At 59.5% G+C, this 25,644-nt stretch carries 16 protein-coding genes; 5 read left to right on the top strand and 11 right to left on the bottom strand.

All coding sequences use genetic code 11. From position 1 onward, the window contains the following. Window positions 1–61: 61 nt before the first annotated feature. Window positions 62–883 (bottom strand): carbon-nitrogen hydrolase family protein, encoded by an 822-nt coding sequence (locus tag ACM6J5_RS18930; protein WP_095943098.1) that lies wholly within the window; start codon window positions 881–883, stop codon window positions 62–64. Between the two features lie 124 nt (window positions 884–1,007). Between ACM6J5_RS18930 and ACM6J5_RS18925 the strand changes: the two genes are divergently transcribed. Both ACM6J5_RS18925 and ACM6J5_RS18920 read left to right on the top strand, forming a co-directional pair. Continuing rightward, window positions 1,008–1,808, top strand: coding sequence for a helix-turn-helix transcriptional regulator (locus ACM6J5_RS18925; RefSeq protein ID WP_150673004.1), 801 nt, complete (start codon window positions 1,008–1,010; stop codon window positions 1,806–1,808). A gap of 148 nt (window positions 1,809–1,956) precedes the next feature. Further along, a complete protein-coding gene (locus tag ACM6J5_RS18920; protein WP_414929138.1) occupies window positions 1,957–3,576 on the top strand; it encodes an FMN-binding glutamate synthase family protein in 1,620 nt (539 codons plus the stop codon). 27 nt (window positions 3,577–3,603) lie between these two features. Here the strand turns inward: ACM6J5_RS18920 and ACM6J5_RS18915 are convergent, their stop codons facing one another. Genes ACM6J5_RS18915 through ACM6J5_RS18905 form a run of 3 tightly spaced genes read right to left on the bottom strand, consistent with a single transcriptional unit; the run spans window position 3,604 to window position 6,426 of the window. Continuing rightward, window positions 3,604–5,112 (bottom strand): glucosyltransferase domain-containing protein, encoded by a 1,509-nt coding sequence (locus tag ACM6J5_RS18915; protein ID WP_150673002.1) that lies wholly within the window; start codon window positions 5,110–5,112, stop codon window positions 3,604–3,606. A gap of 1 nt (window position 5,113) precedes the next feature. After that, window positions 5,114–6,055 (bottom strand): glycosyltransferase family 2 protein, encoded by a 942-nt coding sequence (locus ACM6J5_RS18910; protein ID WP_414929137.1) that lies wholly within the window; start codon window positions 6,053–6,055, stop codon window positions 5,114–5,116. Further along, window positions 6,052–6,426, bottom strand: a complete 375-nt coding sequence (locus ACM6J5_RS18905; RefSeq protein ID WP_414929136.1) for a GtrA family protein — start codon at window positions 6,424–6,426, stop codon at window positions 6,052–6,054. The genes ACM6J5_RS18910 and ACM6J5_RS18905 overlap by 4 nt, the downstream gene beginning before the upstream one ends. A gap of 244 nt (window positions 6,427–6,670) precedes the next feature. On the opposite strand from ACM6J5_RS18905, the gene ACM6J5_RS18900 reads away from it, so the two are divergent. Beyond that, window positions 6,671–7,810, top strand: coding sequence for an OpgC family protein (locus ACM6J5_RS18900; protein ID WP_095943092.1), 1,140 nt, complete (start codon window positions 6,671–6,673; stop codon window positions 7,808–7,810). A 113-nt stretch (window positions 7,811–7,923) separates the two neighbouring features. On the opposite strand, the gene ACM6J5_RS18895 is transcribed toward ACM6J5_RS18900, so the two are convergent. Beyond that, window positions 7,924–9,345, bottom strand: coding sequence for an amino acid permease (locus ACM6J5_RS18895; protein ID WP_095943091.1), 1,422 nt, complete (start codon window positions 9,343–9,345; stop codon window positions 7,924–7,926). Window positions 9,346–10,097: 752 nt separating this feature from the next. On the opposite strand from ACM6J5_RS18895, the gene ACM6J5_RS18890 reads away from it, so the two are divergent. Continuing rightward, on the top strand, window positions 10,098–13,220 hold the full coding sequence (locus ACM6J5_RS18890) for a transglycosylase domain-containing protein (protein WP_414929135.1): 3,123 nt from the start codon (window positions 10,098–10,100) through the stop codon (window positions 13,218–13,220). Window positions 13,221–13,391: 171 nt separating this feature from the next. Continuing rightward, on the top strand, window positions 13,392–18,041 hold the full coding sequence (locus tag ACM6J5_RS18885) for a dermonecrotic toxin domain-containing protein (RefSeq protein ID WP_414929134.1): 4,650 nt from the start codon (window positions 13,392–13,394) through the stop codon (window positions 18,039–18,041). 79 nt (window positions 18,042–18,120) lie between these two features. Here the strand turns inward: ACM6J5_RS18885 and ACM6J5_RS18880 are convergent, their stop codons facing one another. From ACM6J5_RS18880 to ACM6J5_RS18855, 6 genes are all read right to left on the bottom strand, one after another. Next, a complete protein-coding gene (locus tag ACM6J5_RS18880) occupies window positions 18,121–19,383 on the bottom strand; it encodes a hypothetical protein (RefSeq protein ID WP_095943088.1) in 1,263 nt (420 codons plus the stop codon). 25 nt (window positions 19,384–19,408) lie between these two features. Next, the gene (locus tag ACM6J5_RS18875; RefSeq protein WP_095943087.1) at window positions 19,409–19,903 is read right to left on the bottom strand and encodes a CS1 type fimbrial major subunit; all 495 of its coding nucleotides are present in this window, start codon (window positions 19,901–19,903) and stop codon (window positions 19,409–19,411) included. A gap of 62 nt (window positions 19,904–19,965) precedes the next feature. Beyond that, the gene (locus ACM6J5_RS18870; protein ID WP_414929133.1) at window positions 19,966–20,709 is read right to left on the bottom strand and encodes a molecular chaperone; all 744 of its coding nucleotides are present in this window, start codon (window positions 20,707–20,709) and stop codon (window positions 19,966–19,968) included. A 47-nt stretch (window positions 20,710–20,756) separates the two neighbouring features. After that, window positions 20,757–21,971, bottom strand: a complete 1,215-nt coding sequence (locus tag ACM6J5_RS18865) for a hypothetical protein (protein WP_414929218.1) — start codon at window positions 21,969–21,971, stop codon at window positions 20,757–20,759. An 89-nt stretch (window positions 21,972–22,060) separates the two neighbouring features. Continuing rightward, the gene (locus ACM6J5_RS18860) at window positions 22,061–24,583 is read right to left on the bottom strand and encodes a CS1-pili formation C-terminal domain-containing protein (RefSeq protein WP_414929132.1); all 2,523 of its coding nucleotides are present in this window, start codon (window positions 24,581–24,583) and stop codon (window positions 22,061–22,063) included. Between the two features lie 111 nt (window positions 24,584–24,694). After that, window positions 24,695–25,174: a CS1 type fimbrial major subunit gene (locus tag ACM6J5_RS18855; RefSeq protein ID WP_095943084.1), complete on the bottom strand. Its 480-nt coding sequence runs from the start codon at window positions 25,172–25,174 to the stop codon at window positions 24,695–24,697. Between the last annotated feature and the right edge of the window lie 470 nt (window positions 25,175–25,644).

The raw sequence follows: 25,644 nt of genomic DNA, 5'->3' as shown, positions 1-25,644 counted from the left end.
GAGCCCCCTGTGGGAGCGAGCCTGCTCGCGAAGGCGTCAGCCCGCCAGCACAGAACCCGGATCAACGCGCAGGAATCAGCAACTCCCGCAATCCAGAAGCCTGTTCAATCACCTCCCCCGGCAACTTCAGCCGCTGATCATCCAGATAGCGATAATCCTGGCGCGCCGCCGTCAACTGGTTCAGGTCCAGTTCGAGCGCAAACTGCCCTTCCTCGCGTCCGGCTTCGAACAACAGGGTGCCCAGCGGATCGACCAATGCGCTGCCGCCGGCAAACAGCAAACCACCGTCACCCGCTTCCACCCGGTTGACCATCAGCGCAAACGCCTGGTTTTCCTGGGCGCGGGCCATGATCGCGGTGCGGTGGGTCGGGCCGTACGGGTCCATGTTGCCGTTGGTGACAATCAACAGTTCGGCCCCCAGTTGCGCCAGGGCGCGGGCGCTTTCGGGGAATTCGATGTCGTAGCAAATCAGCAGGCCCACGCGTACGCCGTTCCACAGGCAGGTGGCGTAGCGATCGCCCGCCTCGTAGACACCGCGATCCGAGGCCCACAAGTGCGTCTTGCGGTACTTCAGCGCGATGCCTTCAGGGGTGATCAGCAGCGTGGTGTTGTAGAAACGGCCGTTGTCGTTCTCGGCCATGCCGATGGCCACGGCGATATTGCGCTGGCGTGCGGCGGCGATCACCGCACTGACGGACGGGCCATCCAGCGCCTCGGCCACATCCGCCACGGACTGCGCCGAAGGGAAGCCCATCAAGTGGCCTTCGGGGAACAGGATCAGCTGCGTGTCGGCTGCGCACGCAGCCATCGCCGCCAGGGTGCGTTCGAGGTTGTAGGCCGTGTCGTTGTCACGGCCTGCCAATTGGGCGAGTTCGACCTTCATGGGTATTCCTTGTCATGGGCCGGGCGGCAGAAAGATTGCCCGGTCGGTGTCTGTGCGCCAGTATGCGCAGCAAGCAACCGGGCGGGGAATTACGCCGCCGGGGTAACACGATAGGGGTAGATGCATGACACTCTCGCTGGACGACATCGCCTGGCACCGTTCGGTGGGGCAACTGATCGACGCCCTGGACAAGCCCAATTTCTGGACTCAGCTTGTCCGGTTGCTGGACCAGTACGTGCCTTTCGACAGCTGGGTGGCGCTGCTTTTCAGCGCCGATCAGCGCCCGCAGGTGTTCGCCGAATGCCCCGGCGAAGACGGCAGCCCCGACCAGTTGTTCCAGGATTACCTGCGCGGCCTGTACCTGCTCGATCCCTTCTACATCGCCTGCCGCGAACAGTCGCGCACCGGGCTGTATCGCCTGTCGGAAGTGGCCCCGGAGCACTTCGAGCTGACCGAGTATTACCAGCGCTACTTTCGTCTGAATGTGGTGGCCGATGAAATCCAGTTCAATTGTCAGCTCGAAGGCGACCGCACGTTGTGCCTGTCCCTGGGCAGCAAGCAACGCTTCAGCGGCCAGCAGATCGCCTTGTTGTCGCTGATCCAACCGTGGGTACTCGGCCTGTTGCGCCAGCGTCTACCCTATGAAATCAACGAAGTCGTGGCTCTGGCCCCCACCCCGCCGCAAGCCGACTGGCGGGTTCAGCTGGAAGCCTCGGTGCAGCAGCTCAAAGGCGCGCAGTTGACGGCCCGGGAGCTGGATGTCGGGCGTTTGATGCTCAGCGGTTGCTCCAGTAAAGAAATCGCCCGTAAGCTGGAAATCTCGGTCGAAACCGTGAAAGTTCACAAGAAACACATGTACAGCAAGCTGGGGATCAAATCCCAGTCCGAGCTGTTTTCGATTTTTCTGCAGGCACAAAATGCCTGACAGCTTTTCTGTAGGAGCGAGCCTGCTCGCGATAGCGGTATGTCAGCCAACATCGATGTCGACTGCACCGCCGCCTTCGCGAGCAGGCTCGCTCCTACAGTGTTTTGTGTTTTAGCCACAATATTGAGTCCGAACCCAAGGAAACCGTATGAGCCTGTCACTCCTGAGCCGTTACGCCTTCTTTGCCGTCTGCGTGATCTTCACCCTCGCCAGCCTGCCTTTTCTTGAATACGACTGGCTCTGGCCGATCACCGCCGTCACCGCTGTCCTCAGCCTGATCGGCCTGTTCGATCTGCTGCAAAGCCCGCACGCTGTGCGCCGAAATTACCCGATCCTCGGCAACATCCGCTATCTGGTCGAAGGCATCCGCCCGGAAATCCGCCAGTACCTGCTCGAATCCGACAGCGACGCCCTGCCCTTCTCCCGGGCCCAGCGCTCGCTGGTCTATTCCCGGGCCAAGAATGAAACCGCCGACAAACCCTTCGGCACGCTGATCGATGTGTATCAATCAGGCTTCGAATTCATCGGCCACTCCATGCGCCCGGCGCCCTTGAGCGACCCGAGCAGTTTTCGCGTCACCGTCGGCGGCCCGCAGTGCACCCAGCCCTATTCGGCGTCGGTGTTCAATATCTCGGCCATGAGTTTCGGCTCCCTCAGCGCCAACGCCATCCGCGCCTTGAACCAGGGCGCAAGGCTCGGTAACTTCGCCCATGACACCGGCGAAGGCAGCATCAGCCCCTATCACCGGGAAAACGGTGGCGACCTGACCTGGGAGCTGGGCAGCGGCTACTTCGGCTGCCGCACCAGCGACGGCCACTTCGACCCGGAACGCTTCGCGGCTCAAGCCCGGACGCCGCAGGTGCGGATGATCGAAATCAAGATGAGCCAGGGCGCCAAGCCCGGCCACGGCGGTATCCTGCCCAAGCACAAGGTCACACGGGAAATCGCCGAGACCCGCGGCATCCTGATGGGCGAGGACTGCGTGTCACCGTCGCGCCACACTGCGTTTTCCACGCCGATCGAAATGATGCATTTCATCGCGCAACTGCGTGAGTTGTCCGGCGGCAAACCGGTGGGCTTCAAGTTCTGCCTCGGCCATCCGTGGGAGTTCATGGGCATCGCCAAGGCCATGCTGGAAACAGGCATCCTCCCGGACTTCATCGTCGTCGACGGCAAGGAAGGCGGCACCGGCGCGGCGCCTGTGGAGTTCACCGACCACATCGGTGTGCCGATGCGCGAAGGCCTGTTGTTCGTGCACAACACCCTGGTGGGGCTGAACCTGCGGGACAAGATCAAACTCGGCGCCAGCGGCAAGATCGTCAGCGCCTTCGACATCGCCAGCGTGCTGGCCATCGGTGCCGACTGGGCCAACTCGGCGCGCGGCTTCATGTTCGCCATTGGCTGCATCCAGTCTCAGAGCTGCCACACCAACAAATGCCCGACCGGCGTCGCCACTCAGGACACCCTGCGCCAGCGCGCGCTGGTGGTGCCGGACAAGGCCCAGCGCGTGTTCAACTTCCACCGCAACACCCTCAAGGCTCTGGCGGAAATGCTCGCTGCCGCCGGCCTCGATCATCCGTCGCAGCTGTCGGCCAAGCACCTGGTGCGACGCATGTCGGCGACCGAGATCAAGCTGTTCTCACAACTGCATGTGTTCCTCAAACCGGGCGAGTTGCTGACCGGTGAAGTGAACGGCGAGTTCTATTCGCGGATGTGGCAAATGGCCCGGGCCGACAGTTTCGAACCCCAAGACATAGCGGCTGCATGACCTCGCCACCCCGATCGAAATCGCGCGTCACCAACGCAATGTTTTACTCGGGGTCGGCTCCTTCATCACGATGAAACCGTAATCACCGATCAGGTAAATCCGGTAGAACTGGCTGTCCACCAGCGGCGCATAGCCCTGATAACCCACCCGCGTCGCATTGCGCCGCTCCCGCTCCGCCACCACGTTGGTGATCCCCGCTTTCGGCAGATTCTCGGCCAGCATGTAAAAGTCGGTATTGAGCAGGTAGTGCAGCACCGGCAGCTGCTTGAACGAGCCTGCCGCCGCCAGCAACCAGTAGTCGGAATAACTCACCGACATGTAGATCCGCCTGGCCTCGCGCAGTGCCTGACGGCTGGCGATGTCGTAATCAAGGCTGGCCAGCGCCGTGGACGCGAAGGTTTTCTGCACGGTCAGCACCCGGCCATAGGCGAACGACAACGACAACATGGCCAGCAGTGGAATGATCAACAGCAGTGGCAGTCGTTCATGGATCGACGCCAGCGCCAGATGACTCAAATAGCACAGCAACACCAGCAGCACGGCGAAACCCATCAAGGTGCGCGCGCCCTCGTTGAAATCGCGGAAAATCAGCGCGACACCGGACACCAGCAGCGTCACCACCGGCACGGTCAGCAAACACATCAGGCCGATCAACAGCTTCTTCGGCCCGCCGTCCTGACGCGCCGCTACGTTCAATCCCAACCGCACCACCCCGGCCATTGCAATCAACAGCAACCCGCCGAACACCCAGAGCCATCCGCCATGGAACAGCAGCACGACTTTTTCCAGGACCCGGCCAATGTTGATCTGGATCTGCAATAAGGGATGCGCTGTCCAATCGAGCAGCAATGTGCGACTGGAGTCCATGTACGGACCGGCACTGACGCTGTAGATCAACAAGCCGAGGATGACCTGGGCGGTTTTCCAGCCCAGCAGGTCGCGCCATGGCACCGGGGCCGTCTTATCGTTGGCGGCCCTGAGCAACTCCAGGCAACACAGGCCCAGGAACACATTCAGGCTGACCTGATACAACCCCAGCGCCAGTGCAATCAGGAACGAAGGCACCAGCCATTGTACGCTGCGCCACGGGTGACGAAAGGTGATGGCGTAGATCACCGCCACCAGGCTCAGCGTCGTGGTGGGACCGTCGTATTGATAGGACAGATTTTGCAGGAAGAACGGGTTGTACCAGAGCGGTAACAGCACCAGGCAGCAAGCAATGGTGGGCTGGCGGAAATAGTGGAACGTCAGACTGCTCAGTGCCGACGCCATGGCCAGCGTGGCGATCAGCAAGGGCAAGGGAAAGATGTTCGGCGCGGCATGGCTGAAGGTCAGCGCGTTGTAGAACAACTGGGCAAAGAGTCGGCCCTGTTCGGCCCAGGCCATGCCCGCCGCCAGCGAGCGCCAGTTATCATCGATGTAGGGATAATCGGCGAGGATCAACGGCAGGACATACAAGAAGGTCGCAAACAGAAAAAACCGCCAGACCTGATGCCGACTGAGCTCGCGAACGAAGAAATCGCCAAACCGGCCCATGCTAGCGTCCGCCCCGGTCTTTACCGCCGACGATGTCCTTGATCACATAACGCGGCCGGTGCTTGGCCTCGATGTAGATGCGTCCGATGTATTCGCCGAGGATGCCGATGCCGATCAGTTGCACGCCGCCGAGAAACAGGATCGCGGTCATCAGTGACGGGTATCCGGGAACGCTGTTACCGAAGAAAATCTTGTCCAGCACCATGTACACCGCGTAAAGCACCGCGAAAATCGAAATGCCGCCACCGACGTAAGTCCACAAGCGCAGCGGCACGGTGCTGAACGAGGTCACGCCTTCCAGGGCCAGGTTCCACAGCTTCCAGCCATTGAACTTGCTGCTCCCCGCCACCCTTCCTGGCCGCTCGAACTCCACCACCACGGTGTTGAACCCGGCCCACGACAGCACGCCTTTCATGAACAACTGGTGCTCGGGCAGGGACCGGATCACATCGACCACCTTGCGATCCATCAGCCGGAAGTCCCCGACGTTTTCCTCGATGCGGGTGTAGGCGATGCGATTGAGCACATGGTAGAAAATCGACGCGCTGTGGCGCCTGAGGTAGCCGTCGGCGGCCCGGCTGCGGCGCTTGGCGAGGACCACGTCGGCACCCTTTTGCCATTGCTCGATCAACAACGGAATGACGTTGATCGGGTCCTGCAGGTCGACATCCATCGGTATCACGGCATCGCCGCTGGCATGCTCCAGGCCGGCAAACAGTGCCGGTTCCTTGCCGAAGTTGCGCGAAAAATTGATCAGCATGACCTGATCGTCCGTCTGGGTCAGTGCCGTAGCCTGTTCGGCCGTGCGGTCGGAGCTGCCGTCGTTGATGAACACGATCTCGACTTCGGTGTCGCCCAGCCTCAACTCCCGTCGCACCGCCTGATAAAACAGGTTGATGGACTGCTCTTCGTTGAACACCGGGACAATGAGCGAGATTTTCATTGATCACGCTCGCGGAACACCACGTATTTGGAATACAGGAAGCCGAACACCAGGCTCAACGCCGAAAACACGGCCACCGTGAGCAAACCGTGCAATCGCCAGATGTCGCCCAGATGGCCGATCCCCAGGCTCAATGCCCCCATGCCCAAAAGGAACAGCAGGTAACCTGCGACCGTGGCACTGGCGGCGAAGGTGAATTGCGCATTCATGTAGAAGGAAAACGACGCAGCCACGCAGAAGGCCGCCAGGTTGCTGACCGCTTGGCTGAAGCCGGCCGCCACGCTGAGCAGGAAAAAGATCTGCCAGTGAATCAGGGTGTTGGCGACCCCGATCACCGTGTAACTGGACAGCCCTTTCCACAACAGTCTCATGGGAGGCTCCCGTTTCAAGAACGACGCACTCATTAATATTGGAGCCTGTCTACTGTCAGAAATCGCAGGGTGACCGACCTTTCAGACCAGCGGTTGAGCCTTGAAGCAACGCCCGAGACATCCGGTAATATCCCGACTTTGCAATTGCCCGCGAATCAGTCCACCCTGCGCGCCGCCGATCGGGCGCGTGGCCTTTGCGCCCGTGGCCAATCCCATTTTCACCCGTTGTTACGAGCCTGCTGTCATGACCTTAGCGCGCGATCACCGGATCGACTTTTTCCGTGGTCTGGCACTGATCTTCATCTTTTGGGATCACGTGCCCCACAACCCCTTGGGGCAAATCACCCTGCGTAACTTCGGTTTCAGCGATGCGGCCGAGGTTTTCGTGTTTCTGGCAGGTTTCGCGTCCGTCCTGGCGTACGGCAAAGTCCTGGCGCGCGAAGGCTTTCTGATCGCCTGCGTGAAAATCCTGCGCCGGGCGTGGGTGCTCTACGTGGTGCACATCTTCCTGTTGGCGATGCTGATGGGCATTGTGTTTTTCGCCAACAGCCACGTGGAAACACGGGACCTGGTGGAAGAAATGGGCATGCATCACTTCATCAGCAATCCTCAGCAGGCCCTGATCGATGAGCTGCTGTTGCGCTTCAAGCCGAACCTGATGGACCCGTTGCCGCTGTACATCGTGCTGTTGGCGGGCTTGCCCCTGGTGCTGCCGCTGCTGGTGCGCAAGGCCTGGGTGGTGGTCGCGATGTCATTGGCGCTGTATCTGATGGTGCCGCTGGCCGGCTGGAACCTGGCGGCCATCAAGGACGGCGTGTGGTATTTCAACCCGGTCGCCTGGCAGTTGCTGTTTGTGCTCGGCGGTGCCGCTGCGATCCACAGCCAGCGCCCGCGCTTGCCCGAGATCCGCCCATTGATTCGCCAGCCGTTGTTTGTCGGTGCGGCGCTGTATGTCGTGGTCGCGGCGGTGCTGACCGTGCTGTGGCGTTGGCCGGACATACACGATGCCATGGTGCCGGCGAGCCTGCGAGACTTCCTGTACCCGATCAGTAAGACCGACCTGTCCCCCGTGCGCCTGCTGCACTTCCTCGCACTGGCCTATGTCACGGCGAAACTGATTCCCGACAGCGGATGGACGCAAAACTGGCTCGCGCAGCAAAGTTGCCGCATGGGCCGATTCTCACTGGAGATTTTCTGTCTGGGCGTGCTGTTGGCGCCCTTGGCGGACATGGTCAATGCGTTGACCGACGACGCTGTTGCCATGCAGATCTTCACGGCGCTGGTGGGTGCCGGGTTGATGGCGTTGCTGGGGGCGTGGCTTGAGTTCAACAAGCGGTTGAACCGGACTGCTCAAGCAGCCCAGGGATCAACCGCAATCCTGTAGGCGCGAGCTTGCTCGCGATGGAAGTCAACGATAACGCTTGCAGTCTGGACGAGTGTGTTGACCTTGAGTCCATCGCGAGCAAGCCCGCTCCTACGGTTTTCAGGCATTACAGCTTACGAAGCCGAACGCACCGCCCCCTGCGAAACATTGGTCGGTTGCAGCTTGAACACGTAGAACAGCACCGTCAGCAGCACCAGGAACGCAGGGCCCACATACAGCGCCACGCGGGTGTCCGGGAAGTACGCCATCAGGCCGACCACCAGCACCAGGAACGCCAGCGCCAGGTACGAACTGACCGGGTACAGCCACATGCGGTATTTCAGGCCGGCCGCTTCGCTGGCGCTCAGGCCTTTGCGGAATTTCAACTGGGCCAGCAGGATCATCGCCCAGGTCCAGATCGCGCCGAAGGTGGCAATCGCCGTCACCCAGACAAACACCTTTTCCGGCACCAGATAGTTGAGCAGTACGCCCAGCAGCAACGCGCCAATCGACAGCAGCAACGCACGGCGCGGCACGCCGTTGTTCGACGTTTTGGCGAAACCCGCCGGGGCCTGGCCGTTCTGCGCCAGGCTGTAGAGCATGCGCCCGGTACTGAAGATGCCGCCGTTGCAGGACGACAACGCCGCGGTGATCACCACGAAGTTGATGATACCCGCCGCGGTCTTGATGCCCAGGCGCTCGAAAGTCATCACGAACGGACTGCCCTGAGTACCGATTTCGTTCCACGGGTAGATCGACAGGATCACGAACAACGCGCCGACGTAGAACAGCAGAATCCGCCAGAACACCGAGCCGATGGCGTCGGGGATGGTCTTTTGCGGGTTCTTCGCCTCACCGGCGGTCAGGCCGATCATCTCCACGCCCAGGTAGGCGAACATCACCATTTGCAGCGACATCAACACGCCTTGCACACCGTTGGGCATGAAGCCGCCGTGGGTCCACAGGTTGGAAATCCCCAGGGCCACGCCGTCGTTGCCGAAACCGAAGGCGATGATGCCGATGCCGCCGAACACCATTGCAATGATGGTGACGATCTTGATCAGGGCAAACCAGAACTCGAACTCACCGAAGGCCTTGACCGCGATCAGGTTGATCGAGCCCATGCTGATCAGCGCAGCGAGCGCCCAGATCCAGCGTGGCACGTCGGGGAACCAGATACCCATGTACACCGCCACGGCAGTGATTTCCGCGACGCAGGTCACCAGCCACAGGAACCAGTAGTTCCAGCCGGTCAGGAAGCCCGCCAACGGGCCAAGGTAGTCTTGGGCGTAACGGCTGAACGAGCCGGCGACCGGGTTGTGCACGGCCATCTCGCCGAGGGCGCGCATGATCACCAGGATCGCCAGACCGCCAATGATGTAAGACAGCATGATGGCAGGACCGGCCATTTCGATGGCCTTGGCCGAGCCCAGGAACAGGCCGACGCCGATACAGGCACCGAGTGCCATCAGGCGAATATGCCGTTCGCCAAGTTCGCGTTTAAGCGGACCGCCCTGAGCGGTCTCGCCGTTGGGCTGGTGATTGCCTACGGGCATAAGGGGCACCTCATCTTGTTGTTGGATATGACCACCGAGCATTGAAGCCACCGACCGATAGGCCGATGGCTTCGTGTAACCGGGCCTGCTTTGTAAGCAGAACCGTCCTGCAGGACAAAACCTGCAAGATCAGCGGGTCGTGCAGTATAAAAAGCTGGCGACAGAGATATTCACTCTATAAATCACAAAATTCAGCCATAAATCCCGGCAAAAACCCGACTTACGGAGGGGCATCACCTAGATTATGTAGGAATTTTCGCCATTTAAAGGGCGCGGAGTATTGCACAGCCTTGGTGCGTCGTCATGCCCCCAGCCAAAGCCTATAAAGCTCTAGTTCAAGTGTTTCAGCCTTCCTGCCTACTGGCGCAGCAGATGCAAAACCAAAAAACCAGATCTTCCAGACAGATCAGAGTTGCTGGTATGGGGACCGCTTCGCAGTCCAGCGGGAGCAAGCTCGCCACATAAAAGAGGCCATTACCCTAATGCTGTTCACTTAAACGAATGTGGTCCTCTGCAGGAGCGAGCCTGCTCGCGATGGTCGTTAACGATTACGCGTATTTACTGGCTAAACGCGGTGCTCTTAAGTCCATCGTCGGAACGCCGCCCGGAGCAAGCTCGCTCCTACAATTTCCTTAACTGAACAGAATTAGCCATTACCCGACGTTTTGCCCTTCACATTTTCTTCCCCCCCGCCAACCACCGTCTAAGCTTCATTCAAGTCCGATCAATCTGCGTGAATGGATCAGTCGACTATGGGCGCTTTGTGGCAAACCGATTCGAGTAAAACCGTGGTTCCGAATGAATGTGAGGATGAAGCGCCTATACCTGAAAAACCCCGTCGTTCCAGGCACGGATGGGGAGCGTTCTGGCTATTGCTGTTGATCATCGCGGTTGTCGTGGGGCTGGCGGCTGCAAGGGAGATGCGTACATCGAAGTTCCAGGCCCGGGAAGTCAGCAAATACGCCGCCTCCTTGAGCTATGAGCTCAAACCCGGCCCCAGCGATGCGATTCGCTATCCGGGGGAAGGCCCGTTCGATCGGCGCCTGGGCTACAGCTCTCTGGATGAATTCCTGCCGCGCCTGATCAAGCGCGATTTCGTCGTCGAGGCGCAAACCCGCTTTTCCCCGGCGTTGTTGAAGTACAGCGACAAGGGCCTGTTCGTGCCTTATGCCGAGAAAATCCAGGCCGGGCTGTCGATCACCGATTGCCGTGCAGCGCCGCTGTACCAGTACAACTATCCACAGCAGCTTTACTCGACCTTTGCCTCGATCCCGCCGGTGGTGGTCAACAGCCTGCTGTTCATCGAGAACCGCTTCCTGCTCGACCCCAGACAACCACTGGCCAACCCGGCGGTGGACTGGCCAAGGTTCGGCATGGCGGCGTGGTCCCAACTGGCCAAGATGTTGCACGTGCCCGGCCAATCCGCCGGTGGCAGTACCCTGGCCACGCAACTTGAGAAGTACCGGCATTCTCCCGATGGCTTGACGGTCAATGGCGCGGAAAAGATTCGCCAGATGATTTCCGCCACCGTACGCGCCTATCAGGCCGGGCCACAAACCCTCGAAGCCCGGCAGAACGTGGTTCGCGACTACCTCAACAGCGTGCCGCTGTCGGCCGTACCGGGCCACGGTGAAGTGCACGGCATGGCTGAAGGATTGCGCGTGTGGTACGGCTCCGATTTCAATCAGGCCAACGAAGCGCTGGCCAGCACCGCGACGGATCCAAAGACCATGGCGGAAAAAGGCCTGGCCCTGCGCGAGATGCTGTCGTTGATGATTGCCCAGCGCCGTCCGTCGCACTACCTGACCAAGGGTCATGATGAACTGGCCGACCTCACCGACAGCCATATTCGCCTGCTGGCGCAAAACCATGTGATCGACGCCGAGTTCGCCGCCGCCGCCCTGGCCAGCAAAGTGACCTACCGCGACTGGGCCACCCAGCCGACCATTCAACCGATTGAAACCAACAAGGGCATCAGTGTGGCGCGAAGCCGTCTGGCCGGCATGCTCAATCGCCCGCTGTATGACCTCGACCGCCTCGACCTCTCCGCCACCAGCACCCTGCAAGGCGAGTTGCAAAGCGAAGCCACCGAGTACCTGAAAAAACTGGCCGACCCTGAGTTTGCCACGCAAATCGGCCTGATCGGCGAACGCCTCCTGACCCCCACCAGCACCACCCAGGTACGCTACAGCTTCACCTTGTTCGAACTGACCCCGGACGGCTCGCGGGTTCGGGTACAGACCGACAGCACCGACCAGCCATTCGACATCAACGAAGGCAGCAAACTGGAACTGGGCTCTACCGCGAAAATGCGCGTGCTGACCACCTACCTGCAAATCATCGCCGAACTGCACGACAAATACGTCGGCATGACCGTTGCGGAACTGAAGAAAGTCGACGTACCGGACCAGGACCGCCTGAGCCGCTGGGCGGTCGATTACCTGATCGAGAACAAGGACCGCGACCTGAAAAAAATGCTCGGCGCCGCCCTCGACCGTAAATACTCCGCCAGCCCCGGCGAGGCGTTCTTCACCGGTGGCGGCCTGCACGTGTTCAACAACTTCCGCAAGGAAGACAACGGCCGGATACCGCCCCTGCGCGATGCCCTGCGCGAATCGATCAACCTGCCGTTCATTCGCCTGATGCGAGACCTGGTGCGCTACACCATCTACTCCGGCCCCAACAGCAGTGCCGAACTGCTCAAGGACGACCGCGACCCGCGGCGTCAGGAGTACCTGGCCGAATTCGCCGACCGCGAAGGCACTTCGTTCCTGCTCAAGTTCTGGAAGAAGTACAAGAACAAGGATACCCAGGACCGCCTCGACACCTTCCTCGACAGCATGCGCCCGACCCCGATCCGCATGGCCGCCGTGCACCGCTACCTGCTGCCGCAGGCCAGCCAGGAAAGCTTCAACGCCTTCGTGCGCTCGCACCTCAAGGGCGCCACGCTCACGGAGAAACTCACCGACGAACGTCTTGTGCGGCTCTACGAGGCCTACGGTCCAGGCTCCTACGACTTGCCGGACCAGGGCTTCATCGCCAAGGTCCACCCCTTGGACCTGTGGCTGATGGGCTACCTGCTCAATCACCCCGACGCCAAGTGGAGCGACATCGTCAAAGCCAGTCAATTCGAGCGCCAGGAGGTCTACAGCTGGCTGTTCAAAAGCCGGCACAAGGGCGCCCGCGACAGTCGCATCCGCACCATGCTGGAGATCGAAGCGTTCCTCGACATCCATCAGCGCTGGCAGAAAGTCGGCTATCCGTTCGACCACCTGGTACCGTCGCTGGCCACCGCCATCGGCAGCTCCGGTGACCGTCCCGCCGCCCTGGCCGAACTGATCGGCACCATCCTCAACGATGGCGTGCGCATGCCGACCCTGCGCATCGACAGCCTGCATTTCGCCGCGCACACCCCCTTTGAAACCCAACTGATCAACGACCCGGACGTCGGCAAACGGGTGATGCCGTCCGAGGTCGCCACGGCCATGCGCGAAGCCCTGTCACAAGTGGTGGATGCCGGTACGGCCAAACGCGTGGCCGGCAGCTTCAAGCTGCCCGACGGTACTCCGCTGGCCATGGGCGGCAAGACCGGTACCGGTGACAACCGTATCGAAGCCATTGGCTCTGGCGGGCGGATCCTGAGTTCGAAATCGCTCAACCGCACGGCCACGTTCGTGTTCTACATCGGCGATACCCACTTCGGCACCCTGACCGCGTACGTGCCGGGCCGCTCGGCGGAAAGCTTTACCTTCACCTCGGCGTTGCCGGTGCAGGTGCTCAAGGGCATGGCACCGATTCTGACGCCGTACCTGCAACCGGGTACCCACACGATGTGCCAACCAACCGCGGCCACCGAGGCAACCGTCCGCCGCTAGGCATGGATCGACAGATACGCCCGCGTGGCGGTAACCATATATTTTTAACTCCTGGATTTTGCGGGGATCGAGGAGCAATAGACGTTGTTTCCAACCTGTTTTTGCGCTTTTTTTGGGGCTGCCGCCTATCTAGTCTGTTCGTTCCATCCATGATCAACGGACGATCAGGCAATGCCCCACCCGTATAGATTTTCAGACTCACTCGCCAACGACCTGGCGGATCAAAGCATTCATTTCGACCTGGTCAGAAAGGCCATCCCTTCCTGGCTCTCAGAAGCTCCACTGTCTCGTATCACTGCGCTGAAGGCTGACCGGGTAAGCATTCCCGATTGGCAGGCGAACGCGGCACAAGCGCTACAGGAACGCTTGAAACATGGCATCAAGCTTGGCTGGTATGCGCAAAACGATGTCGACCGGGCCCTGAGCGAACTGCAGGACGTTTACGCCTTCGCCAAACCCTTGTTGCAACAGGCACTGAAGGAGCGTTTCGGCGTTGAAGAGGACGTCGAAGAGACTTGGCTGCGGTTGTATGCACCGGCAAAAACGTCATGGTGGGTGCATGACTTTTCTGCCGGGACCACCAGCCGCACCGTCTCGCTGCTGGATGCCGCCCTGCATAATTTTTCCCGTGACGAGGCGTTCACCCAGGACTCCGAGTTCATCACCCGCCCCAACGCCCGTGGGCATTTCGACGTGGTCCAGCTCAAGCACAAGCTGAGCATCGAGCAGTTCAAATCGTTGTGCCGTGAACTGGACATTGGTGCGCAATATCAAAAGCACCTGAACGAATTCCTGCTGCCGCACAACCGCGTGGCCAGCAACGTCCTGCGCCACAGAGTCACCCTCAGCCACAAGACTGCGCTCAACATCGCGGCGCACATGGCACTGATGAAAAACGACATCGAGCAGGACGCCTTCGACGTGGTGCAGGGTCTGCTCGATGACCGCAAGAACCTGCGCTGGAGCGGTCGCTCCGTCGACTGCTACAACCTGACGATGATGGACATTCGCCTGACCGGCATCGTTCTGATCACCCCTGAAGCAAACACTGCGGCCAACCCGGTTCCCGTCATCGCGTATGTCCCCCATGACCCGCAACACCCACTCAAACAATACCCGTCGTCGCTCGAATTCATGGCTGAACTGACGCGCCAGTTGCGCGATGCCAGCGCCCCCGGGAGCTATCAACAATTCTTCAGCCAGTTCGTGCCTCATCAGCAGCGCGGACATTTCTTTGCCGGGCTGAACGACCGGCTGAGCAAGGTCAAATGGCAACCGGTTGCGCCCGGCTCCAACCTGCCGAGCTGGCGTGAAACCCCTGTGGATAACCCCAACCTGCAATATGGCCTGTCGAGCGTCAGGATCGATCGGGAAACCGTTTTCAAAGGCGATCTGTGGGGTTACTTCCACCGGCAAAAAATCAACAAGGTGTTCAACGACGCACGGGACATCGCGATTTCCACCGAGTACGCCGACCGCATGGCCCGCTGGGCCTGGTGGGATAACCTGGAAAAAATGCTCTCGGACATACTCAACGCCGCACTGCTGGTGGTCACGCCGCTGGTGCCCGGCATGGGCGAGTTGATGCTGGCGTACACCGCGTATCAACTGACCAATGAGGTGGTCGAGGGCATTGTCGACCTGGCCGAAGGTCGCCTGGCAGAGGCCGGTGAGCAAACCATCGGTGTGCTGGAAAGCATCGTCCAGTTGGGCGCATTTGCGGCGGGTGGCGCAATCGGTAATGTGGCGCGAGCGAAACTCTCGCCGTTTTTCGAAAGCCTGAAACCGGTGCAGTTGGCAAACGGTGAGACACGCCTGTGGAACCCTGATCTCAGCCCTTATCAACGAGCCGACGTGGTTTTGCCGGCGGATGCACAGCCTGATGGACAGGGTATTCACCTGCATCACGGCCGGCGAATTTTGCGCCTGAACAATCAACACTTCGAGGTGCTGGACGACCCGGTCAGCGGGCAACAGCGCATCCGCCATCCGCAGCGGTTCGACGCCTATGCACCGACTCTGCGACACAACGGCCAGGGTGCCTGGGTCTGCGAAACGGAGAATCCGCGGAGCTGGGAAGGCACGACACTGATGCGCCGCCTGGGCCATACGACCGATGCCTTCAGCGACACGCAACTGGAGCAGATCCGTCAGATCAGCGGTACTGAAGAGGCCGCGCTGCGCAGGATGCACATCGAGCACGCCCCTCCACCGCCCTTGCTGACCGACACCTTGCAACGTCTGGGGGCACCGGTGAATCCGCCTCCTGCGTTGTCCTCCGAAATGGCCGCACTTTTCAGCGATTTTCCGGAACTGCCTGAAACCGTCGCGGAAAAAATCTTCGCTGGCGCCACCCCGTCGGAACGCCAGCAGATGACCCGGCACAAGCGCCTGCCCTTGCGTCTGAGAAGCCAGGCCCGGGAGCTTCAGTTCGAGACCCAGGCGGTCCGCGCCGCCCACGGCCTGTACGACGACGCGTTGGTCAGCGGCAATACCGAACGCCTGGTGCTGGGCACCTTGCGGATGCAAACCGATACCTTCGGCAACCTGCGTATCGAGATCCGCCAGGGCGCCATCGACGGCGAACTGCGATGCAGCGCCGGGCCGGAAGATGCAACCCGGGTGCGATTGATGATCCGCGACGAATCCGGAAAGTATGAAGTGCGTGACGCCGAAGATCAGCAGATCCATGCGGCCGATGATTTTCTTCCAGCCCTGTTCCAGGCCATGGGCAGGGATGGGATGAGAGCGGTGGGATATCGACCGGGCGATACCGAGTTCTTCAAGCAGTGGATCATCGCAAAGATCGAAACACCGAGCGAGCGCCGGACGGTTCTGGCCACGCCACCGATTCGTACTGTGGCCGAGCACGAGACCGTGCTGTTGGTACGTGGTGCCGGTACCAGCAGGTCCGGTGAAACGTTGCACGAGCGGATTCACGACCTGCATCCACACTTCAGCGACAACGAGGTCGACATCTTTGCCCAGGCCCTGATCGAAAAGGGCGAACCGATGAAGCTTTTGGAGGAACAGGAAAAGGATCTCGACGAACTACGCAAAACTGTCGAGCTCTGGGAGCACCAATTCGCCGGGCTGGATGCCGATAATCCGATGCCGCTACGCGGCACGCGCCTGCACATTGCCGAGAGCCTGCTCAAGTGTTTCGAGCGAAAAAACAGTGAACTCGGCAACCGTGCCAATCCGGATGGCTATGCGCTGGATCTATCACGGGAGCTTTCGCCCGTGGACCTGGAAGCTTCATGGCCGAAACGACCGGAGCTGAAAAAATTTCTGGATAAAGTCACGGTGCTGAAGCTCGACAACACGCGTTTTATGGCAACGCCGGATGGCTTGCTGCAAGACTTCCCCAATCTGCGCCAACTCAGCGCCAGACGTTGCGAGCTCAAGACGCTGCCCGACAGGATCGGGGCCATGCATCGGCTGGAACGCCTGCAGTTGAGCGACAATGCCATTGTGCTCGATGCCGACGCAGTCCTACGGCTCAAGCAACTGACCTACCTGGAAATACTCAAGCTCGACGGCAACCCCCTGGGGAGAGTGCCGGACATTGGTCGCATGCCCAGGCTCAAACTTGTGGCCTTGAAAAACACCGGCCTGACCACCTGGCCCGCCGGCACCCTGGCCAAAACCCGACCAAGGGGGTTTCTCCTGGACCTGCGGGACAATCCCCTCAGCGTCATTCCTGAGGTGGTGCCCGGCAGGCCAGAAGCCTGGGTCATTGCGCGCACCCGACTCAACGTCGGTGATCTGTCGGAGATGAACCAACTGCAATACCAGGAGACTCGTCGCTCAGTGGGATTGCCGCCCGAACCTCTCGTGATTTCTGACCCGACTGACTACAGCACCACTGCCGATGACTGGGCCGACGTCCCCGGGTTTGGGGTAGAGCGGATCGCCTCTTTCCGGGAACTGTCCGACGACCCCCGGTCCTATGCGTTTATCGAGGCTTTGCTCAAACAGGAACGCTCTGCGGACTTTGCCGCAGTTGGCCCTGCTCGCCAGCAATTGAAACAGCGCATGGCGCGCATGGTCGATGCCGTGTACATCGACACTCAGCTGCGCGAGCAGCTCTACACCATGGCCATCGCCCCTGTCGATTGCGCCGATGCCGGTGCGCAGTTATTCAACAACATGGGCATTCGCGTGCTCGTCTCCGAGGCCTATTCGTATTCCACCGACCCGGCGCAGCTTGAGCAAAAACTGGTGACCCTGGCCAAAGGCGCCGCGCGCCTGGAACTGGTCAACGAGGTGGCCCGGGCCGATGTCGCCAGTCGTGGCGGCAACCCGGACGAAGTCGAAGTCTATCTGGCCTACCAGACCGGCCTCGCCTCGCGGTTGAACCTGCCATGGCAATCCAAAGGCATGCTGTATCGGCCGGTGTCCGGCGTCACTGACGAGATGATCGATCAGGCCTACGACACCGTTCTGGCCCTCAGCGAAGGCGACGGTCTGGTCAACGCCATGCTCGAACAGGAGTTCTGGGAGAGCTATCTGCGGGACACTTGGCCGATACAGATCGAATCCAACAAACAACTGTACCTGAAGAAGTACGAAGCGCTCGAAACGCTGCGCGCCACCCAGCTTGAATGGGTGGAGTCGACCTCGGACATCCAGCGCGCCGAACTGCGCAACCGGCTCCGGACACTCATGAATGATCTGCCGGCGCCCGATACCGTGGTCTTTGCCGATGAACCCATCAGCGAAGCGCAATTCGACAGGATGCTCACCGACCTCGGTGACAGCGAGAAAGAGTTGGCCAGGCGCTTGACCCGAGCGGCCCTGCGTAAAGCCGGACAATGACCATCCCGACATGACCCGCGGGCAGCCTGACGACTGGCAACAGCGTCAGGCCGCCTGCTTGCCATTGATATTCAGCCCGTCAGACTTCCGAATCCCAGATCACCGTGACACGACCGGTGTACGGGCTCGCGATGTTGGGCTGTTGCAGCATCCACTCCACCTCATACTCCGGCACCTCGAAGTGCAGAACGCCGGGTGCCCTGTCCACATAGAAACCGGGTTGGAATATTTGCGCGCCTTCGGGTCCCCACTTGAGTCGCTGATGCTTGACCGGTTGACCGGACAAATCCGTCAAACCATTGGGCAGGCTCACGCCGACCCGCAGTTCGACCGGTCGCCTGCCGATTGCATCCTTGATCACGCAATCATAAGTACTCCATCGCTCACACTCGAAATACATTTTGAAACGCGACGACGCTGAAATATGGAAAGTCTGGTCACGGAACAATCGCACCGGTTTGCGTCCCGCGTGCAACCAGCTTTGCCAGCCGCCCGCCGGGACCAGCTGGAGTTTTTCGCCACCGGGGGGAATGTCGACCTTGAGGGTGTGTTGCACATCGAGGTTGAAGTCCAGGGTCAATGCCGAATCGGTCGGCAACAGGACATCGCCGAAATCGAAATCGCCATTGGGTCCGACGCTATAGGTGAGCGAACCGGTATATTGCCCTGAAGCCATGCCCAGGGGATTGGGGGTCTCCAGTTCGTAGCCGAAATCCAGGTAATCGAAACGCAGCCAGGGGACGTCGAATTTGGCCTGTTTTGCACATGCACCCACAATGGGCGTTTTCCAGAAAAACAAGTAGAAGTACGTACCGTAATAGCCATTCCCGCTGGTCTGGCAAGGTGAAGGTGCGTATACCCAACTCGCCCCCCACAATCGATTGTGCGCAATCTGGTAGTCATCGGCGCCCCCCACCAGTTCCTTCACATCATCCGTCACGGCCTTCGAGCCAATGCCGGCGATACGCACCCTGACCTTCTGAGGGTCACCGGTGGTTTCGTGATGCACCGTCAGTTCGCGCCATTGCGCCGGGACTTTCAACATTGCCCCTTGCCTGGGGGAAGAATGGTTGGCCGGGATCGGCGCACGGGAATTGAATTGAATCGGCACCTGCAGGCTGAAAAACTGATTCGCCTCACATTGCTGCGGGTAATTCGCGCAATAGCCGCTGGGCGGCGTGGTATTGGTGAACTTGTTGAGGTGCGGACGCGCCGAGTCCGGCTTGAATAACGCGGTGATCGTAGCCACCTGAGCCTCGACCGGGCTTGCTGCTGCACAAGCAAGCAAAGCGCCCGCCAACCAACAAAAAGGGCGTGAAACGAAAGAACGCGAGACGTTCATATGAACTCCGTCAGTCTGCCTCACGTCAAGGCGCGGCAGCGGTGAATATCAACTGGACATTGCCGTAGTAATGGCCCGGCTTGTAACCGCCAGCGGGCACTTTCGGCTGGATCTCCAGCGGGAAGCGTCCACCCGCCACGGCCTGCGCCACAGGCACCACTTCTTGCGGTCGTGGGTCATGGCTCAATTCCTTGCCGTTGAAGCTGACGCGCAAATAGATGTTCTGGTCGTCGCGCCCGTTGGACAAGTAAGGCTCGGCCTCCAGCCGTGCCTCGATGGCACTGGTGTCGTGCTTGACGTCGAAATTCTTGCGTAGCCCCTCCAGCGTTTTTGTGTGAATGTTCCATGGCAATATCTGTTCGCGATGTATCCAGTTCGTCTCGGCAGGTATCACGTAAAACCCCAAGGTCGGGATATCCACCCGCACCTCGAACGTGCGCTCTTCCCGTGCCGCGAACGTGAGGGAAGTCACCAGCGCCATAACACCTGCGCACACGGCAATGGCCGATTGCTTGATCATGTCAGCTACCTGTTACGTCAAAAAATGCCGCGAGCCCGCCATGGCGACTCGCCCCTGCTGTGTTACTGGCTGGCGATGCGTAGCTCTTTTTTCGACGCGCCCTCGACCAGATTGAAGCGGTACTCACGACCGGGCTTCTTCTCGAATTCGAAGGTTTTGCCGGCCAGAATGTGATGCTTGGTGACCGGCTCGCACTCGGTTTCGTTTTTCAGCGAGCAGTTGCGAAACTCATCGATCAACACCACGGTGTTGCCGTTGTTGCGCAGTCGATAAACACCGGCGCTGTCATCGATCACAGTGTCGAACCGACTGTTTTTCGGTCGCACGAAAAACACCGTGCCAAACCCGGTCATCACGTTGACACCCGCCGACAGGTTCTCCTTGTAGGCTTCCCGGTCTTCAGCCGACACAGCGAACTCATCTTCCTTTTCCGGCACCACCGGTACGAAGCGCACACGGAAGTAACGTTCGGTGTCACGGTCGCCCATGACCAACAGACGCGTACCCTGCATGCCCTTGGCCGGCACGATCAGCCGCGCTGGGCTGGCCATCAAACCATCCCGGCCGCTGCCGTCCGCCTGGGTCTTGACCGGAATTTCGCGATGACTGCCATCGGCGTCGTAAACGATTTCCAGGATGTTGACCTTGACGAATGCCGTGCTGTCGCCGCTGTTGAACACACGTTTGAGGTAGGTGCTCTTGTCGCTGTCCAGATAGTCGTACACCGTCCCGACATTTATCTGTGGCCCTGCCTGAACACCCAAGGAAAAACCGCACAACACCCACAATACCCACAGACGTTTCATACCCTTGAACCTCATCCCATTGAATACAACACAGGCCCCGCGGCCCATCAGACTTCCGAGTCCCAGATCACAGTGACGTTGGCACTGTAGAAGGGCCCTGCACCAGGGGCCAACATGAACTCCATCTGGCTTTGCGGTACTTCGAAGTGCAGTACGCCCGGCGCTCTATCGACATAGAAACCTGGCTGAAATTGCAACGCATTAGCCGCCCCCGCTCGCAAGCGCCTCTGCCTGACGGGTTGTCCAGCCATATCAGTCAAACCGTTAGGCAGGCTGACGCTGACTTGCAACTCGACCCGACGGTTCCCGACCCGATCCCCAATCACACAGTCGTAGGGGCCGCCGCTGATTCCGCATATCAACTGCATCTTGAAGCGCGACGACGCCGAGATGTTGAAGGTCTGGTCACGGAACAACCGCACAGGTTTGCGTCCCGCCTGCAGCCAGCTTTGCCAACCGCCTTGCGGCACTAATTGAATTTTTTCACCGCCGGGCGGGATGTCGACCTTTAGGGTGTGCTGAACGTCCAGCACAAAGTTCAGGGTCAAATCGGGGTCGTTCGGCAGCATCACGTCGCCCATGTCGAAGTCACCTCCGGGGCCGATGCGATAACTCACGTCCCCCGTATAGAGACCGGACGACATCGTCAGCGGATTGGGGGTTTTAAGTTCATAGGAGAAGTCCAGGTAGTCATAAGTCATGGCCGGTATCGGAAAACTCGCAGTCTTGACGCAAGTCCCTTGTACCGGAGTCTTCCAGAAGAACCGGTAGTAGTTGTCCGAATACAGTCCGACACCACTGTAGGTACACGGAGGTGCCGCGTTTACCCAGCCTCCCCCTGGACCGCCCCATAAGGCGCGATGCCCTTCAATGGCCGTGGCGGCACCTGTCAGATTGACCGCGGTATCACTGAGGATGTATCGGGAACCGAAACCGGCAATACGCACCTCGACGGTTTCCACTTCGCCCGTTTCCCTGTTCGTCACCGTTAACGGACGCCACAGAGCCGGAATGCTGAACATCGCACTGTTGCGCGGCGACGCATTGGGTTGCATGGGGCTCGTCGACTCGAAACGCATGGGCAGGCGAATGCTGAAGGTCTCGTTGTCCCGGCATTCACTTGGATAGTCGGCACAATAGCCACTGACCGGCGTTTTATTGACGAACATGTTTCGTTGTGGGTTGGCAGAGTCCGGGGTGAACAGCGCCCGGATCTCCTGATTCACCGCCTGTACCGAAGGCGCCGCTACGACCGCCAGCATCCCCAGCCAGCGACCGCGTCGCAGCAAGCGGGAACATGTAGAGGTTGGTTTCATGATCACACTCTCTTGAACATCGGAATCGGGGCCGCTCAACCTGCCGTACGCCGGTTGGAAGAGGCATCCGCCAAGGTGTCCGGCGAACAACGCAGATCACCGATCATCAGCACGTTGTTTTCACTGCGGTGCTGATCGACGTCGAGTCGGAACTGGCACAGCAACTGGTCGGCATAACGCACTTCCAGGGTGGGCGAGCCGGCATTCATTTCCATCGAGAAGAAGCCATCGACTTCGCTGACCCCGCGGCTGGCGTGATTGATCACGTGGTGCCCCTTGAGCGGCCGCCCTTGCGGGTCGACCAGCCGACCGAGCACGGTCAGGGTTTTCATCACCCGCACCTTGCGGTACTCCACGCCGCCCTTGTTCAGGTGATAGCGGGTACGCGCCGGTTCGATGCTTGCCGCCGGCACGTGATTGCCTTCGAAGTCGAAGCTCACCGAGCTGTTTTTGTAGGCTGTGAGCGGAATGAAATTGCGCCCCGGGCGCAAGGCCGCGCTGCCGCCACTGAGGTCGTCGGCGCGCAAGGCGATGCCGTCGATGTCGGACTCGACGTCGACGATCATCCCCGCCCCGCGTCCCTGATGCCGGCTGGTCAAGGCCATGCGCCGGGCACCAACCACTAGCGTGCTGTCCAGGTTCAGGCCGCCGGTGAAGTTGTCGTTGAACGACGAGCGTTGGATAAAGCCATCGCCGTTGATCGCGTCGGTACGAAAGTTCGCCAGGCTCGAAAGACCGACACCATAGGTATCGCTGAGCGCCGTCACCGAGACGCTTTGCAGCACGTGGTCTTGCAGGTCCTTGCGGTAACCGAGCGAGCCATTATTGTCACGGCTGCCATCGCGGGCCGTGCGGCTGCCGATGCTGCCGGAAATCTGCTGCCCCGGACCGCCCAACGCCATGTTGATACTCAGGTCGACGCCACGATTGCGCGCATCACCGCTGCTGAAACTGCCCGGACGATCAAACAGCGACAACCGCCAGTTGGCGTCGCTGCCGAACAACACGGTGCGTTGTGTCCAGCCCAGATCGGCGCCCACGCCTTCGACGTTGCCCTCGCTGTGAGACACCCGCGCGTTGAACGAACTTTTACGGCTGATCCGGTGATTGAGCGCCAGCGATGAATTGCTGGTCTGCCCGGTGAATACGTTGCGCTGACGCACACGGGTGCCGTCGGGCAAGGTCTCGTAGGTGTTGGTGGTGTCGAGCCAACTGCGGTTGTGGCTGATCACCAGACTGCCGGCGCCATAGTTGTACAGGCCTTGCAAGTCGGTGCCGGTGCCGTGGTCTTCAGTCTGGTACAGGTTGGCGTAGAGACTGACGCTGTTGCCCAGGGTCCAGTCAATGGAGCTGCCATATTGCAGCGTTTCCTGCACCTGACGGGCCGACAGGCCGAGAATCACCCGTGGATGCAGCAAGTAGTTGATCGCTGCGCCGACGGTGGCATCACCACTGGCCTGTTGATCCCAGTTGCTGAGCAATTTGCTTTCCTGCCCGGCGAACAGGTTGTAGCGCCAGCGCTCATCAAAGTTGCGCCAGTTACTCGGCTTGTAAATCAGCTCCTGTGTGGTCGAGGTGATTTGACCATCCTCAATCAGTCGCACTTCCACTTCATAGATACCGCCCGGCAACGGACGGGTGTCGAGGGTTTGCAAACCGGCCGGGACTGACTGGGTGTTGATCAGCAGGCCATCGCGATAGATTTCCACGGAGCCTTGCCGGTTGGCCGTGACATAAACCGGGTACACGCTGGGTTTGGGGTTGTCGATCGCCAGGCTGTCGGAGCTGCCGAACATCACACCCACTGCCGTATCGGGGCTTGTGCCGAACGAACGGGGCTCGCGCGTCAGGCCTTCGGAGTTGGGGGTGAAGTAGCCCAGACGGAAAAAACGGCCTTCCAGTTCACGCTGGCTATAGAGCTCATGCACCGCGTGATAAGTCTTGTCGTCCGGACCGCCAAGACGAGACAGTTGCATGTTGAAGGTCTGGGTCCAGTTGCCCAGGCTGCCGCTGGCCTCCAGACCGTAACGACTGCCCAGATCTTGATCCTGGCCGCCGTTGAGATTGAGTTGGTTACGCACCATCAGGCCACTGCTGCCGCCTTCCGGTTGCTCGTAATAACGCTTGGCTTCGCTGTCGCGCTCGGCATTTTCGGTGACGATCGACAGCAATGAATTTTCAAGGTTGTAGTGCACCGCCAGCATCTGTTCCGGACATTGCCCGCTACAGGCGCCCAGCGTCACGCCGGGTTTCAGGATATCGGCCCAGGTCTCGCGCTCGCTGGCACTGAAACGGCTTTCGCTGGTGTCGGTGAAGTCGAGCAACGTCACCCGGTCATCGCGGGACAACACGATCATCGACTCGCCGAGGGGTTGTTGATCGAGCTCGACCCGAACCGCCAACGGAACATCGAAGAAATGCTCCTCGAACTCAGCCGGCAGGCCCTTGGCCTGTGCCAGCAAACTCCGCGGCGTGTTATCAATGGAAGTGGGCGCCGCAAATGCACTGCTACATAACAGCAGCGCAAGCGCCGCCGCGATGGGCGTCATCGGGAACATGAACGAATACTCTGATTGCAAAGAAGTCAAAACACGGCCGACAAACCGGAACGTTTGCCGACCGGGTACGTTACTTGGAACAAGTAAGCGTTTTAGCGTCGAATACCTTAATTAAACAGAAGGTTCAACGACCAACATGACAACACCGGTGTAGTCGCCGGCATCAGGTTTGCCGCCATTAACTGCACTGATTTTGAACGGTGCACGATAACGCGTATTGGACTCAGTATCTCCAACGACTTCTTGCGAAGTGGTGGTCAGCGTCTTGCCATTGAGTTCGACTTTCAAATCAATGGTTTTGCTACCGGCAATCAGCTTTGGCACGCCTTCGAGCCGCGCGTTGACCTTGCCGGCGGTATGCAGGACGTCAAAATGCCCGTCGACGGTTTTCATGGCGTCGATGCCTGGGTTGTAACTCATGTCCTGATCCTTGTTGACCAGGTCGGAATCAACCGGCACTGCGTAGAAGTCATCGGAAGGAACATGGGCGATCAGGCTGATGGAGTGCTTGGCTTCGGAAGCGGCAAATGCCATGGAAGAACTCAGAGCCAGAACAGCCAAGGGAGCAGCGAACGCAATTTTCTTGAACATCTTTCAGTACCTGTTTTTAAAAAGGATGAGTGCTGAAAATTCATCTCGAGTAAAAAACCGTCACGAGCAGTCATTTACCCAGCTGAACTTTCAACGCCGAAAGATGATCGTGAAATTTATCTTGAAAGTAAGCAGGCAAGTTCCTGCAAGTGCGTAGCCAAAGTGCTATGACTCTAGAAAGAAAAAACCGGAAATGACTATAAACTCAATGTTTGACTGTAAGAGACAGACTACAAACAGCCTTTTAACCACCACGACCTGGGCGATATTAACAAAGTAGCTTCTGTAAGACTAATACCACACTCCCCGTAAACAATGGCCCAAAACAACAGATTAGAGAGTTAACACTAATTTTGGCATTTGCACCTGCTCTGCTGACCCTTGTTTTTTGTGATTTGAAGATGATTTCCAGTCCGCTGCCGGGAGTGGCCGCTGGTCGGGAGGTCTTGCCTTCTCGCAAAGATATATCT

Source organism: Pseudomonas sp. IT-P74 (assembly GCF_949768175.1).
In the GTDB taxonomy this organism is placed as follows: Bacteria; Pseudomonadota; Gammaproteobacteria; order Pseudomonadales; family Pseudomonadaceae; genus Aquipseudomonas.
The sequence above is the reverse complement of the archived record's forward strand: the minus strand, read 5'-3'. Positions and strand labels throughout refer to the sequence as shown.